The 13327-nt window shown below is 60.8% G+C and carries 12 protein-coding genes and 1 pseudogene; 5 read left to right on the top strand and 8 right to left on the bottom strand.

Going from position 1 to position 13327, the window contains the following annotated elements; genetic code table 11:
* The 6 genes and pseudogenes from ACU680_RS15280 to ACU680_RS15305 form a co-directional block, all read right to left on the bottom strand.
* Positions 1-673 (bottom strand): annotated as a pseudogene (locus tag ACU680_RS15280) (helix-turn-helix domain-containing protein); the annotation flags it as partial.
* A 237-nt stretch (positions 674-910) separates the two neighbouring features.
* Positions 911-1654 carry a penicillin-binding protein activator LpoB gene (locus ACU680_RS15285; RefSeq protein WP_448179872.1) on the bottom strand — a complete coding sequence of 248 codons (744 nt, stop codon included), beginning with the start codon at positions 1652-1654 and terminating at the stop codon, positions 911-913.
* Between the two features lie 3 nt (positions 1655-1657).
* Positions 1658-2245, bottom strand: coding sequence for a penicillin-binding protein activator LpoB (gene lpoB / locus ACU680_RS15290; protein ID WP_003229365.1), 588 nt, complete (start codon positions 2243-2245; stop codon positions 1658-1660).
* Positions 2246-2281: 36 nt separating this feature from the next.
* Complete coding sequence (locus tag ACU680_RS15295) at positions 2282-2656, bottom strand: YcfL family putative periplasmic lipoprotein (RefSeq protein WP_448179873.1); 375 nt, start codon at positions 2654-2656, stop codon at positions 2282-2284.
* Between the two features lie 15 nt (positions 2657-2671).
* Positions 2672-4066: a COG3014 family protein gene (locus tag ACU680_RS15300; protein WP_448179874.1), complete on the bottom strand. Its 1395-nt coding sequence runs from the start codon at positions 4064-4066 to the stop codon at positions 2672-2674.
* A 214-nt stretch (positions 4067-4280) separates the two neighbouring features.
* Complete coding sequence (locus ACU680_RS15305) at positions 4281-5675, bottom strand: COG3014 family protein (protein ID WP_448179875.1); 1395 nt, start codon at positions 5673-5675, stop codon at positions 4281-4283.
* A 184-nt stretch (positions 5676-5859) separates the two neighbouring features.
* Between ACU680_RS15305 and ACU680_RS15310 the strand changes: the two genes are divergently transcribed.
* The 3 genes from ACU680_RS15310 (at position 5860) to ACU680_RS15320 (ending at position 9307) form a co-directional block, all read left to right on the top strand.
* Positions 5860-6759, top strand: a complete 900-nt coding sequence (locus ACU680_RS15310) for a LysR family transcriptional regulator (protein WP_400760843.1) — start codon at positions 5860-5862, stop codon at positions 6757-6759.
* Positions 6760-6845: 86 nt separating this feature from the next.
* Positions 6846-8741 (top strand): FTR1 family protein, encoded by a 1896-nt coding sequence (locus ACU680_RS15315; protein ID WP_448179876.1) that lies wholly within the window; start codon positions 6846-6848, stop codon positions 8739-8741.
* 110 nt (positions 8742-8851) lie between these two features.
* On the top strand, positions 8852-9307 hold the full coding sequence (locus ACU680_RS15320) for a YaiI/YqxD family protein (protein WP_448179877.1): 456 nt from the start codon (positions 8852-8854) through the stop codon (positions 9305-9307).
* Between the two features lie 138 nt (positions 9308-9445).
* Here the strand turns inward: ACU680_RS15320 and elbB are convergent, their stop codons facing one another.
* Positions 9446-10114, bottom strand: coding sequence for an isoprenoid biosynthesis glyoxalase ElbB (elbB, locus tag ACU680_RS15325; protein WP_448179878.1), 669 nt, complete (start codon positions 10112-10114; stop codon positions 9446-9448).
* Between the two features lie 114 nt (positions 10115-10228).
* On the opposite strand from elbB, the gene ACU680_RS15330 reads away from it, so the two are divergent.
* A complete protein-coding gene (locus ACU680_RS15330; protein WP_448179879.1) occupies positions 10229-11464 on the top strand; it encodes a sterol desaturase family protein in 1236 nt (411 codons plus the stop codon).
* On the opposite strand, the gene ACU680_RS15335 is transcribed toward ACU680_RS15330, so the two are convergent.
* Complete coding sequence (locus tag ACU680_RS15335) at positions 11445-12095, bottom strand: DedA family protein (RefSeq protein ID WP_007968447.1); 651 nt, start codon at positions 12093-12095, stop codon at positions 11445-11447. The genes ACU680_RS15330 and ACU680_RS15335 overlap by 20 nt on opposite strands.
* Positions 12096-12302: 207 nt before the next feature.
* Here ACU680_RS15335 and hemB point away from each other — a divergent pair, with 207 nt between their 5' ends.
* The gene (gene hemB / locus ACU680_RS15340; RefSeq protein ID WP_448179880.1) at positions 12303-13316 is read left to right on the top strand and encodes a porphobilinogen synthase; all 1014 of its coding nucleotides are present in this window, start codon (positions 12303-12305) and stop codon (positions 13314-13316) included.
* Positions 13317-13327 lie beyond the last annotated feature (11 nt).

The following is a 13327-nucleotide window of genomic DNA, read 5'->3' on the forward strand; positions in this document are numbered from 1 at the left end:
GTCGTCTTGTGATAGGCCCGTTTCCTGCGAACCAATTGCCGGTGCTCACGCAAAACCTCAAACAAACGATCCCGACCAACATGCAGTTCTGGCCTGTCATGTTTCTCATGCATCATCGAGTGCAGTTTGCGTGTGCCCAGGCAGGGTTGGCGTACGCGGATCTCCTGCACAAACTGCATGGGTTTCTGATCCTGCTCGAGCCGGGCTCGATAGACCCGATCACGTTTGTAAAAGGCTTGGCGACTGATCGCCATAAACTGGCAAGCCCTGCTGACACTCAGGGTTTGGGTTTGCGCAACGACTTGCCGGGCCGCTTTTTTACGACGGATACGCCGTAATCGTTCTTCAGAACATCGACCACGTCTTCGAAGAACTTGGCTTTCTGATTCGCCAGCGCCAACTGCTCCTCAAGCTCTTTGATTCTCTGCTCGGGAGTTAATGGCAAATTAGGCTCGTCCATCGGTCGGATCCTCTGGGAGCGAATGGAAGCGCCTTGGCTCCAGTCCTGCCGACCATGCTTACGTAACCAAACCAACACCGTCGACCTGCCCTGAATCCCGTAGCGCCGTTGAGCCTCTTTATAACTCAACTCGCCCTTTTCGACTTGGTCGACAACCGACAATTTAAAAGTCAGCGTGTAATCGCGCTGACTGCGTTTTGCACCTGTATCCATTGCACCCTCCTGATGAGAAGTCAGAAGGTGTAAACCTTATTCAGGACGAGACATCGGCCACAAAAAAGGCGACCTCTTGAGGTCGCCTTTTTTTATCCGCCAAGACTTTGGCGTGACGCTCAATTGTGGCGAGGGAGCTTGCTCCCGCTTGAGTGCGCAGCGCTCACAAGCTTTTGGGTCTGCTTCGCAGCCCAGCGGGAGCAAGCTCCCTCGCCACAGAACGCGTTCAGCCAAGAGTCAGTGCAAAATCACCGGCGCGGTATCACGCGGCAGATTGTTGCGCTGCTGCGCCTCACGCGGCTGCTCGTAACCGCCGCCACCGAGCTGCATGCTCAGTTGCCCGGCCACGTCTTCACCCAGCGCTTTCGACACTTCACGTACCACCCGTGGGCGATTCAACGAAATCTTGATGTCGCGACCATTCACCAGTTTGGTGTCCTGCGCTTCGCCCATCGCCGTGAAGGCCGAGGTGATCTCGTAGGTCTTGGTGTTGATCAGGCTGAAATCCGCCACCAGCGTCAGGCCGAGCACCGCCGAGTAGCTGTCGGTATGCGCCAGCTCGTTCATGTCCTGGGTGAAGTCGATGTCCGACACGGTGCCGAACAGCACGTAATCGGCACCCTTGAAGCTGCCGGCCTTGATGCGCTTGATCACGTCATAGACGTCACCCTTGGACGACGCCGTGTACGGCGTGCCCTGCATCAGCTGGAACATCCCGGTGCGCAGAATCTCACCCTTGATGTCGCCGGTGAATTTACGCAGTTCACCCTGTTCGATGTAGCTGGTGGTCGCTTCCAGCTCGTTGTAGTTCGAGGAACCACTGGAGCTGTAGTAACCCTCGCGGTAATTGTTCTGCGCCGAAACGATGTGGATGTATTGCTCCACACGCTCCTGATACGCCAGATCCGTCACCGCGACTTTCGGGGCCGCTTGCACGCTGAACGCGCAAGCCAGGGCCATCATGCCAATCCATGCGCGCATCAATTAACGCTCCGTGGTTTTGCGGATCTCTTTTTCGTCCATCCATTCGGCCAGACCGCTTTCGACGTCGATCAGTTGCAGGCTGAATTTGTAGAAGACGTCCTTGTAGTCGCTGCTGCGCTTGACGATCGAGCTGATCGAGCCTTCCAGACGGTACTTGGCGGCGATCATGTTGCCAGTCTTGGCCACGGTGCTCTTCTTGTACAGGCCGCTCTGGTTCTGCAGCTTGAGCTGGTCCACCTGGCTCTGCATCGCGGTGTTGTCGCTGGCGAAGCGGGCGGTGCCGGACTTCATCAATTGAGTCTTGATGCTGGTGGTGATTTCGCGGGTATCGATGTACTCGCTGGTCTTGTTCTTCACGTCGTAAACCTGCACCACCGGGCGGCCCTGCAGAATGCCGGACTGGGCCAGCGAGCGGGTCATCGATTCGGCGATCATTTGCAGGTCGGTCGAGCCGAATTCGTTGGTCACGGTTTCAACCGCTTTGGTGTCGCCGTAGCTGATGTTCTTGCTACCCAGGGTCGGCGAGGTGTTGGCGCAACCGGAAGCCAGCAGGGCGAGGACAGCGATCAGGGAAAAGCGTGCAAACATGGGAATGCTCTCTAAAACAGGAATAGGGTGGCGGGCTTAAGGCGTCTTGAGTTCCAGACGGAAATCCACGGCTTTCGGGGTCGGGGCGATGCCCTGGATGAAGCCGGTCTGGGCTCCGTACATCATCTGGCTTTTCCAGACTTCTTCCTCGGCGATCGGGAAACCTTCCGGGCCCAGCCAGGCGAAACGGTAGTAGAACGTCTTGTTGCTGTTGAGGGTGTTGGTCAACTGCACATTGACGGTCATGAAGCCGTTCTCACGGGCGACGCGCATGGCGCCGACCGCAATGTGTTTCTGCGGGCCCATGGCCACGACCTTGCTCGCGGCGCTGCCCGGCTCCGGTGGTGGCGGGGTGGCGCAGCCGCTGGCCAGCACGGCGAGAGCGGCAACGGCGAAGAGTTTGAAGCGCATGCAAAGACTCCGTTCTTAAGGTTGTTTGAGGCTGGCGACGTTAGTCGCGCCGGCGCTCGGGATGACATGGGCGGCGACGCCACCGGCAAACACCTGATTGCCCACGGCACGCAGGCTGATCACTTGATAACGCTGATCGACGGTGACCTTGACCAGCGAACCGCCGACGGCGCTCGGCAGACTGACTTGGTGCTCGCCTTTCTTCAAGCGCAGACGCACCACCTGGGTGTTGTCCGGCAGGGTGCGCCACGTACGGGTATCGGCACCTTCCAGCACAGCTGAAGAAATACCCACGGCCAGACCGGCCAGCGGGTTGGTTTCGTTGATCTTCTTCTGCGCCACGCCTTTGGTGATTGCGCGCACGGTGGTGCGCACAATGATCCCCGGCATGTCATCGCGCAGGGCGCGGCGCGACATGGCGGTGGTGCTGTTGAGGGCGGTCAGGTTGACTTGCTGGCCATCGACGCCAATCTGCGCGAACGGCGCAGTGGAGGTGTCAGGCTTGATGATCGGGAACGACAGTGGAGTGATCACCACATTGTTGGAGATCGGCAATGGCAGCGGCACGCGGATCGAATCACGCGAGGGTGCCAGACCGCTTTGCACCACGATCAGGATGTCGCTGTCGTCAGACTTGCTCGGCTTGTCGAGGTTGACCAGCGCCTGTTCCAGCAGCGGGGTGTTCGGGCGCAGTTCGGCCGCCTTGCGATAGCCCGGTGCAGCCAGGTCTTTCTCGCCCAGGGCTTCGTAGACGAAACCGGCCAGGTAATGGCTGAACGCACTCTGGTAGCTGTTTTTCAGGCCGACCACTTCCGGCGCGTCGAGGCTGGCGACCGGGTAGCCCTGCAGATCCTTGTACTGGGTCTTGATCCCTTCTTTCTCGGCCTCTTCCTCGCTCTTGAGGTATTCCTTGTCGCGCAGGTCAGCGATCACCGCTTCACGTTCGTGAGTTTTCTTGATCGCGGTGCGGGCGCCGTCGAAGTCGTTGACGGCCAGCAGGTTGAGGGCCATCTGCGTGGTCAGCATGACTTTTTCGTAGTCGTAGCCTTCGTAGCGACGCACCTTGTCGTTGACCAGGAAGCTGCCGAACTGCGCCAGGTATTTACCGGTATCGAGCTTGACCGAATCTTCCCACTGGCCAACCACCTGATCAGCGCTGGTCCAGGCATTCTGGCTGCCGGACAGGTCGCCCTTGGCGCGCAGCAGCTCACCTTTCTCGAAGTAATAGAGCAGGTCTTTGTCGGGGCCGGTGTTGTTCTTTTCCAGCAGGGTCAGCGCGGCGTCGACGTTGCCGGATGCCAGTTGCTGGTTGGTCTGGGCCAGTTCCGAATCGTAGTTGCGGAACGCCGAACAGCCGGACAGCAGAGTGACAGCGCTGAGCGCGATCAAGGTGGGAGTGCGCAATGCCATGGGGGTACTTCTTCCCTGAGCTAGTAACTGCATCAGCCGCCGGTGCTGGTCGGGCTGGTGTGACCCATCGACAGTGGCGCTGGCCTCCTGCCAATTCCTCATAACCAGAGGAGCTTTTATGCCGCGTCGCGATAGCGCGGGCGCGGCATTATAAGCAGGCGATGCTGGCCATGTAATAGCTTTTTAATCGCACTTGTTAGTTTGGTGCCATTACTTATTTCAGGGCGGATACGCGATTTCCCAGCGACGTGGCAGGTTGAAAAGCGCTGCCGTTTGCGTAGATCCGCTCGCCCAGCACGCGCAGGCCGATCATCTGGCGCTTCTGGTCGATGCGGATATTCACTGGAGCGCCTGACGTGTTCGGCAGGCTGATCTGGTGTTCGCCCTTTTTCAGACGCAGGCGCACGACCTGTGTCAGGTTGGGCAGGGTGCGCCAGGTGCGGGTGTCGGCCTGCTCGAAACCATCCCACTGGGTGACGTACGAGGCCTTGGCCGGATTGCGGCGATTGTCGGTGCCCTGAACGTCTGCCGCGAGGAAGGCACGGTAGGTGGTGCGCTGGATAATCCCGGGCATGTCGTCACGCAGTGTGCGCAAAGACATATCGGTGATGCTGTTGACCGCGATCAGCTTTTTCTCGAGACCGTCGATGCGGACCTGATTGAACGGCGCGGTGGAGTTATCCGGCACCATCACCGGGAAGGAAATATTGGTGACGATCACCTGGCCGTCCTTGAGTTGCACCGGATACGGTACCCGCACCGAACTGCGGGCCGGCGCCAGCCCACTTTGCACGATGATCAGCACATCGCTTTCGTCGGTCTTGAGTCCGGGGCTGTCGAGGTCGCGCAATGCCTGTTGGAAAAACGGCAGGTCCGGGCGCAGTTCGATGGCCTGACGATAACCGGGCGCCGCCAGGTCTTTTTCGCCGAGCGCCTCATAGGTGAAGCCGGCGAGATAGTGACTGAAGGCGCTCTGGTAACCGTTTTTCAGGGCGATCACTGCCGGGGATTCGAGCATCACCACCGGATAACCCTGCAGATCCTTGTAGTGCACGCGCGCGCCCTGGGCCTTGGCGGCTTCCTCGACCTTTTCGTATTCCAGTTCCCGTTGCCGGGCGATCAACGCTTCGCGTTCGTGGGTTTTCTTGATGTCGGCACGGGCGCCGTCGAAGTCATTCACCGCCAACTGGTTGAGAGCCATTTGCGTGGTCAGCATGACTTTTTCATAGTCGTAGCCATCGTAGCGCCGCAGCTTGTCATTGATGATGCTGCCCCATTGGTTGCCCATCGCCGCGAGCAACTTGTCGCCGGTGGTCTCGATCGTGTCCTGACGTTCGATGATCATCTGCTCGGCGCTGCGCCAGGTTGTCTGGCTCTGCGGCAGTGCGCCGCCAGCGCTGAGTACGGCGCCTTTTTCGAAGTAGTAGAGCAGGTCTTTTTCCGGGTCCGGGTTGTGCGCTTCGATCAGCGTCAGAGCACCGTCGATGTTGCCGGCCTTGAACTGGTCAGTGGTCTGTTGCAGTTCCAGGTCGTAATTGCGATATGCACCACAGCCGTTGAGTTGCAAAACGGCGGCAATCAACAGCGGCAGCAGCAAGCGATGGCGCATGAAGAGGTTCATCCTTGAGCGGGTAATACGGCAGGTGGCGCATTATAGGGGGCGATAGTGGCTAAGTGATGCGTCATTTTTTTCGTCGTCAATCGCACCCGTCGAGTGTGGACTGACCGGTGGGATGAGCGACGGGATTGAGCTAGCCTTGCCGGCCTGAGACTTAACCCACTGCGGAACATCAATGAATCAACTGCTGGCAATGCGCGCGTTTCGTTGCATCGTCGAGTGTCGCGGGTTCAGCGCCGCCGCCGAGCGCCTCGACACCACTCACTCGACCATCTCCCGGCAGTTGCAGCAGCTGGAAAGCGAACTCGGCACGCGGCTGATCAATCGCAACACTCGTGGGTTCAGCCTGACCACGGCGGGGCAGCAGTATTACGCGGCGTGCGTGGACATTCTCGAACGCCTCGATCAGGCCGCGCTGGCGGTGGGTCAGGCGCATGAGCGCCCCAGCGGTGTGCTGCGAATCAGCGCGCCGATGGTCATCGGTACGCTGGAGCTGGCAAGCTGGCTGCCGGCGTTTCAGCAGCGCTATCCCGAGATCGAGGTGGACCTGTCCTGCGATGACCGTTTCGTCGATCTGATCGCTGAGGGCTTTGATGTGGCGCTGCGCATCTGCGGGCCATTGGCCGATTCGTCCATGGTGGCGCGGTTGTTGACCGTTTCGGATTTGCTGCTGGTGGCTTCGCCTGTGTATGTGGCGCGCAACGGTCTGGTGCGTCAGGTGCGCGAACTCGTCGGGCAGCAGTTACTGGCGTTTGCCGGCGGCAGCGACTGGACGCTGACCGACGCGCGCGGGCTCACCACTGGTGTGCGCGTGCAGGGGCGGTTCAAGGCCGATTCGATCAGTTCGCTGCACGCCGCCGCGTTGGCCGGAGTCGGCATTGCCGCGTTCACCCGAGCCACCGTGCAGGACGATCTGCTCAGTGGCCGACTGGTGCAGATCCTGCCTAACTACAGCCTCGGCCAGCGTCACTATTACGCGCTCTATCCGCATGCCCGGCATGTGGCGCTGAAGGTGCAGGTGTTCGTCGAGTTCATGCTTGAGCACTACCGCAACACCGCCACAGCGTTGCGCTAAAACGCCACGAGACGTCGACAAAGCTTGAGTGACAGGCGTTCGAAGTGAACAATATGTAACTTCGCATTTCCATTTGAGACTCATTCATGACTGCCGCGTCCCGATTCCTGGCCTGGCTGGTGTTCCCTCTGTGCGCCCTGAGCAGCTTCAACCTGCTGGCCGACACCGTGGAGGGCGCCCCGCAGGCGCTGCACCTGCTCGATTACATCAGCGCCGATTACCCGCCGACAGTCGAGGCGGGCAAGGTCGTCGATGACGGCGAATACCGTGAGCAACTGGAGTTCACCCAGGTGCTGCAAGGGCTGATCGCAGGTCTGCCGGCCAAACCGGAGAAGGCTGCGCTGGAGCAGGGCGTCGAAGCGTTGCACGCGGCCATCAGCGCGAAGCAGGAGGGTTCCGAAGTCGCCCGTCAGGCGCGACAACTGGGGGCGAAACTGGCGGTGGCGTATGAAGTCAGCCAGGCGCCGATCATCACTCCCGATCCGACCCGGGGCGCGCCGCTGTACGCGCAGAACTGTTCGGTCTGTCATGGCGACACCGGTGTCGGCGACGGTCCGGCAGGCCTCGGCATGACGCCACCACCGGCCAATCTGCGCGATGCCGCACGCATCGATCATCTGAGCCTGTACGCGATCTACAGCACCCTCGGCCAGGGCGTCGAAGGCACCGACATGCCGGCCTTCGCCGATCAACTGGAAGACCGTCAGCGTTGGGATCTGGTGACCTACATCGCCGGTTTCAGTGCCGACCCGGCCTCAGCAAAGTCCGACAAGACCTTCAATATCGCCGATCTGGCGCGCCAGACGCCGGCCGAAGTGCAGGCCGCCGAAGGCCCGCAGGTCGCCGCAACCTTCCGCGCCCAACGCGCGCAGCCGCCGCAGGTCAAGCGTGGCCCGGCGCAGTTGCTCGACTACACCGCCGCCACGCTGGACAAGAGTCTGGCGGCGTACCGCGCCGGCGATCACGATCAGGCCTATGACCTGTCGGTGGCGGCGTATCTGGAGGGCTTCGAACTGGTCGAAAGCTCGCTGGATAACGTTGACGCCAACGTGCGCAAGGACACCGAAAAATCGCTGATGGCCTACCGTCAGTCGTTGCAGGACGGCTTGCCGGTGGCGCAGGCCGAACAACGCCTGGACGCAGCCAAGGGCAAATTGAAAGAGTCTGCAGAACTGCTCGGCAGCGATGGCCTGAGCTGGTCGCTGAGTTTTATTTCCGGCCTGCTGATTCTGCTGCGCGAAGGCCTCGAAGCGATTCTGGTGCTGGCGGCGATCCTCGCGTTCCTGCGCAACACCGGCCAGCAGTCGGCGGTGCGCAGCGTCAACATCGGTTGGGGCCTGGCGCTGCTCGCCGGTCTTGGCACCTGGGCGCTGGCGGCGTATGTGATCGACGTCAGCGGCTCGCAGCGTGAACTGCTCGAAGGCGCCACGGCGCTGTTCGCCAGCGTCATGGTGCTGTGGCTTGGCGTGTGGATGCACGACCGGCGCCACGCGGCTGCCTGGCAGGATTACATCAAGCAGAGTCTGGTGGGCGGCGGCGGGCGTTTCGGCTTTGCGATCCTCGCGTTCTTCTCGGTGTACCGCGAGCTGTTCGAAGTGATCCTGTTCTACGAAACCCTGTGGCTGCAGGCCGGCCCCGCCGGGCATGACGCGGTGCTGGCCGGTGGTGCGACCGCACTGGTGCTGCTGATCGGTCTGGCCTGGGTGATCCTGCGTGGCTCGGCGAAACTGCCGCTGGCGCTGTTCTTCAGCATCAACGCCGGGCTGCTCTGTGCGCTGTCGGTGGTGTTTGCCGGGCATGGTGTGAAGGCCTTGCAGGAGGCCGGGATCTTCGGCACGCGGCCGGTGGCGTTCTTTGAATTCGACTGGCTGGGGATTCACGCCGATGCCTATTCGCTGACGGCGCAGGCGGTAGCGATTCTGGCGATTGTTGTGCTGTATGGGCGTAGCCGGATGGCCGAGAAGCGGCGGGTCGTCGCTTAAAAAGCATTCGCTGGCGCTCACATTCGCGGGCAAGCCCGCTCCCACAGGTTTAGCGTTAACCTTGTGGGAGCGTGGCTTGCCCGCGATGCTTTTAAGAAAAGGAAAAAATCATGCGTGTATGGATCGATGCCGACGCCTGCCCCCGGGCCGCCAAGGATCTGGTGGTGAAGTTCGCCCTCAAGCGCCAGTTCGAAGTGGTGCTGGTGGCCGGGCAGCCGCAGACCAAGCCGGGGCTGGCCATCGTCAAACTGATCGTGGTGCCCAGCGGCCCGGATGCGGCGGACGACTATCTGGTGGAACACGCGGTGCCTGGTGAGCTGGTGATCTGCAGCGATATTCCGCTGGCCGATCGTCTGGTGAAGAAGGGCGTGGCGGCGCTGGATCCACGGGGCAAGGAGTTCGACGCGCAGAACATGGGCGAGCGACTGGCGGTGCGCAACCTGTTCACCGACCTGCGCGAACAGGGCCAGATCAGCGGCGGCCTGGCGCCGTTCGGCGAGCGTGAGAAGCAGGCGTTTGCCAATGCGCTGGACCGGATCCTCACGCGCCTGACCCGCAAACCCTGATTCAACCGTATACCTGTGGTGAGGGGATTTATCCCCGATGGCCTGCGCAGCAGGCCCAGTGCTTCAAGATGCAAGGGGCTGCTGCGCAGCCATCGGGGATAAATCCCCTCACCACAAAAACCCTTCAGAAAGGTCGTGTCAGGCGTCGTTCTCGTGGGTCAGTTCCAGAACGCGATCAACCAGTTTGTTGATCCCCGAAGCCGCCTCACTGATGTTCTGCGCCAGCATGTAAGCCGGGGTGGTCACCAGTTTGCGCGCCTTGTCTTCGATGATGTCGCTCACCGCGCAGTCTTCGTGGGTGGCGCCCATCTTGTTCATTGCGGTGGCGGTGTCGGCGTCATTGCCGATGGTGCAGGTCACGCCCGGGCCGTAGATTTTCGCTGCCAGCGCCGGCGAGATGCACATCAGACCCACCGGTTTGCCCGCTTCGGCAAACGCTTCCGCCAAGGCCAGCACTTCAGGCTGCACGGTGCAGCCGGCGCCTTCGACGGCGAAGTTCGAGAGGTTCTTCGCCGCACCGAAACCGCCGGGCACGATCAGTGCGTCGAAGTCATCGACGTCGGCTTCGCGGATGTCCTTGATGTTGCCGCGGGCAATGCGCGCCGATTCCACCAGCACGTTGCGCGTCTCGGGCATTTCTTCACCGGTCAGGTGATTGATCACATGCAATTGCGCGATGTTCGGCGCGAAGCACTGTACCTGCGCGCCGCGTTGATCGAGACGCAACAGGGTAATGACACTTTCGTGGATCTCGGCGCCGTCGTACACGCCGCTGCCGGACAGGATCACTGCAACTTTTTTGCTCATGGGTTTCTCTCCAGATTCATGGCGCTAAATGTCCACTAATTTGTCGTGCGTTGCCATAGGGGAAAAGGGCGGCTACACCTAGGATCTGTCCATAGAATCCGACCGGGGCGCGCCATGGACTTCATTCTGTATGCAGTGCCGTTTTTCTTCGTGCTGATGGCCGCCGAGCTGCTTGTCGATCGTTGGCGCGGGACCCGCCACTATCGCCTCGCCGACTCGGTAAACAGTCTCAGCGCCGGGGTGTTGTCGACCACTACCGGACTGCTGACTAAAGGTTTCGGACTGCTGACGTATGCGTTTGCCCTGGAACATCTGTCGCTGCTCAGGCTGCCGGCGAACGGCCTCTGGGTCTGGGTGTTGGCCTTCATCTTCTATGACTTCTGCTATTACTGGCTGCACCGCTTGGGGCACGAGCGCAACATCCTCTGGGCCGCGCACTCGGTGCATCACCAGAGCGAGGAGTACAATCTCTCCACGGCGTTGCGCCAGACCAGTACCGGGTTTCTGCTGGGCTGGATCTTCTATTTGCCGATGGCCGTGCTCGGCGTGCCGCTGCTGGTGTTCGTCAGTGTCGCGGCGATGAATCTGCTGTATCAGTTTTGGGTTCACACCCGGCACATTCCCAAGCTCGGCTGGTTCGAGTGGTTCTTCGTTACGCCATCCAATCATCGTGCCCACCATGCGCAGAACGCTCTCTACATGGATCGCAACTACGGCGGGGTGTTCATTCTTTGGGATCGGCTGTTCGGTACGTTTCAGGAAGAAGTTGACAACGAGCCAGTGATATTCGGTGTGACCACGCCGCTGGCGAGCTGGAATCCGCTGTGGGCCAATGTGCAGTTTTATGCGCAGTTGTGGGACGACGCGCGCCGCGCCGAACGCCCGTGGGACAAGCTGCGAATCTGGTTCATGCGCACCGGTTGGCGCCCGGCAGACGTCGCGGCGAAGTACCCGCTGAACAAGCCGGACCTGAGCCGCTTCCGCAAATTCGAAGTCCCGCTCGACAGCCGCCGCCAGTGGTATGTGGCGTTGCAGTTCTGCGTCTATATCGCGCTGGGCAGTTACCTGATGGGTCAGGCGCAGCATTTGCCAGTCGCAGCGTTGGTGCTGGGTTGGGGCGCGGTGGCGTGGGGTTTGTTTGCGCTGGGCGTGGCCCTGGAAAATTGCCCGTGGGCGTTGACGGTCGAGCTGCTGCGGCTGGGGTCGAACCTGCCGCTGGTGTGGCTGGCGCCGCTGGTGGGGCTATGGCCGGCCAGCCCGTTGGCCTGGGCTGGTTTGCTCGGTTACAGCCTGCTCAGCGGCATCGGGCTGTATGGCTGTCGCCAGCGCGTTACTCGGCTGGCGTCTTAGGTTCGGCGGGTTTGGTTTGCTCCGCTTGAAGCAGGTGCGCCGCTTTTGCAGCTTGCTCGTCGGCATAGACCTGCTTGGCCAGGCGCGCATTCTTGAAGCGGCGACGTAGCCACAGACCAACGCCAAGAATCAGCAGCGCGCCGAGTACCCACAGTTCGTACTTCTTGATGCTGCCGAGCATGCCCTCGAGGACCGCGCCGAAGTGGTAGGCGGCGGCCGCCAGCGCGGTGGCCCAGATTGCGGCGCCGATGCCGTTGAGCAGCAGATAACGTCCCGGCGGATAACCCGACAGGCCGATCGCCACCGGCATCACCGTGCGCAGGCCATAAACGAAGCGGAAGCTCAGGACCCAGATGTCCGGGTGCTTGCGGATGTGCTCCAGCGCGCGGTCGCCCATCATCTGCCAGCGCGGTTTGCGCGCGAGCAATTTGCGCCCGTGCTTGCGCCCCAGGAAGTACCACAGCTGATCGCCGGCATAGCTGCCGAAGAACGCCACGACCACCACCAGGTTGATGTCCATGTATCCACGGAACGCGAGGAAGCCTGCGAGCACCAGGATGGTTTCGCCTTCGAAGAACGTGCCGAGGAACAAGGCAAAGTAGCCAAAGTCATGCAGAAATTGTTGGAGCATTGTCTGGGTGCTGGCGAAATGAACGCGCAGCCTAACCCTTCGGACACATTCATGAAAGTGTCGAAATGTGTCTCGACGTGAACAATTCCTACGCTAACAATGGAATGCGGCTACATGTCACGGGGTACGCACAACTGTAATCTGTTGGTCATAATGGCCGTCTATAACTGTCACGCTCGCCCGTTTGCGCGGGCTCAGGAGTCCGCCGTGAGCTTTACCCCTGCCGATCGTCTGTTCCCCGCCACTCGCTTGCGTCGCAACCGTCGTGATGATTTTTCGCGTCGGCTGGTGCGGGAAAATGTGCTGACGGTCGATGACCTGATCCTGCCGGTGTTTGTGCTTGAGGGTGAAAACCGTCGCGAAGCCGTGGCCTCGATGCCCGGTGTCGAGCGCCTGACCATCGACCTGCTGCTTGAAGAAGCGGCGCAATGGGTCGAACTGGGGATTCCGGCGCTGGCGTTGTTCCCGGTCACGCCTGTCGAACTGAAATCCCTTGATGCTGCCGAAGCCTGGAACCCGCAGGGCATTGCCCAGCGCGCCACTCGCGCGTTGCGTGAGCGTTTCCCGGAATTGGGAGTGATCACTGACGTCGCGCTTGATCCGTTCACCACCCACGGTCAGGACGGCATTCTCGATGAAGAAGGCTATGTGCAGAACGACATTACCGTCGACGCACTGGTCAAGCAGGCTCTGTCCCACGCTGAAGCCGGTGCTCAGGTCGTGGCGCCGTCGGACATGATGGACGGGCGTATCCAGGCGATCCGCGAAGCACTGGAGATTGCCGGCCACGTCAACGTGCGGATCATGGCCTATTCGGCCAAGTACGCCAGCGCCTATTACGGGCCGTTTCGCGATGCGGTGGGGTCGGCAGCGAATCTGGGCAAGGCCAACAAGGCCTCGTATCAGATGGACCCGGCCAACAGCGACGAAGCGCTGCACGAAGTCGGCGCGGACTTGTCTGAAGGCGCGGACATGGTCATGGTCAAACCCGGTATGCCGTACCTGGACATTCTTTTCCGGGTAAAAGATGCCTTCAAAGTGCCGACCTTCGTCTATCAGGTTAGCGGCGAATACGCCATGCACATGGCGGCGATCCAGAATGGCTGGTTGAGCGAGGCGGTAATTCTTGAATCACTGACCGCCTTTAAACGTGCCGGCGCTGATGGCATCCTGACTTACTTTGCTGTCCGTGCCGCTCAATTGTTACGAGAGCAGAAATAGCCCTCCCAGGA

The organism is Pseudomonas sp. LF020, assembly GCF_053456425.1.